The organism is Methylobacterium sp. J-070, from assembly GCF_022829385.1.
Lineage (GTDB): Bacteria > Pseudomonadota > Alphaproteobacteria > Rhizobiales > Beijerinckiaceae > Methylobacterium.
This window is the reverse complement of record NZ_JAKSXX010000244.1, coordinates 1-511: the sequence shown is the minus strand read 5'-3', so window position 1 is coordinate 511 and position 511 is coordinate 1. Positions and strand designations below refer to the sequence as shown.

Below are 511 nucleotides of genomic sequence, written 5' to 3'. Positions count from 1 at the left end.
GCTTCATCGACGGCAAGACCTACAAGACGCTCAAGCGCCACCTCACCAGCCACGGGCTCGACCCGAAGGCCTACCGGGATCGCTACGGCCTGCCGGCCGACTACCCGATGGTCGCCCCGAGCTACGCCGCGCAGCGCTCCGCGCTCGCCAAGGCCATCGGCCTGGGCCAGCCCGGTGCCATGGCCGAGCGCGAGCGCAAGGGCCGCCAGGCCGCCTGAGCGCGGATGCATCCCGTCCCGGCGGTGTCGCGACGGGAGCTCGGCGATCCCCATGCCGGGCCGCCGCCAATACGTTGCCGGACTGCCACACAAGTCCGGGACGTCGCGCGACACGGACAAGCTGCCATACTCTGCACAAAGCGGATGCCCACGCCGAACCCGAGGACGAGAGCCGAGGGTTCAGCGCGATGAAGCGAGAGCAGACGAATACGGTGGTGCCCTTTCCGGCGCATGTCGCGGCCGCCGTGGCCGACGAAGACACCGCATCGATCATTGCCGTACTCCAGGAACAG

Annotated in this window: 1 protein-coding gene; it reads left to right on the top strand. The window is 69.3% G+C overall.

The annotated features are described in order from the left end of the window. A partial coding sequence (locus MKL01_RS28020; RefSeq protein ID WP_243908456.1) for a MucR family transcriptional regulator occupies window positions 1-218 on the top strand: 218 nt, incomplete at its 5' end. Window positions 219-511: the final 293 nt, after the last annotated feature.